The organism is Cupriavidus basilensis, assembly GCF_029335485.1.
Lineage (GTDB): Bacteria > Pseudomonadota > Gammaproteobacteria > Burkholderiales > Burkholderiaceae > Cupriavidus > Cupriavidus basilensis_E.
On record NZ_JARJLM010000338.1, the window covers coordinates 1 to 473 of the forward strand.

General features: G+C 68.3%; 1 protein-coding gene. It reads right to left on the reverse strand.

The features are described 5' to 3' along the window. A partial coding sequence (locus tag P3W85_RS19915) for a LysR substrate-binding domain-containing protein (protein ID WP_276266072.1) occupies positions 1-473 on the reverse strand: 473 nt, incomplete at both ends.

The window sequence follows — 473 nt, forward strand, 5'->3', positions numbered from 1 at the left end:
CTGCCGTTCGTCGATGGTATCGCGCACCAGCACCTGGACCAGGTCGCAGCGCCGCCGGTCCGCATCGGTCATGAAATCCGACAGGCAGACCAGCCCCTCCCCGGCCAGCGCCAGCTGGCGCAAGGTCTCGCCGCGGGAGGCCGACAGATGCGGCGTGATCCGCACCTCCTCTCCCATGACGCCGCGCAGGGGCCAGCGATTGAGCGAATCGGGCTGGTTGAAGCCGAGCAGGCTATGCCCGTCCAGGTCCCCCACGGTCCGCGGACGGCCCCGCGCCTTGAGATAAGCCGGGCTGGCCAGCGGCCGCGCATGGAGCGTCGAGTCGCGCAGCGCGCCGATGCGGATGGCCACGTCGGTGCGATGTTCCAGCAGGTCGATGATCTGGTCGTTGGTATTGAGCTCCAGCTCGATCTCGGGATAGGCACGGCGGAACGCCGCCACCAGCGGCATGATCGCATGGAGCATGAAAGGTG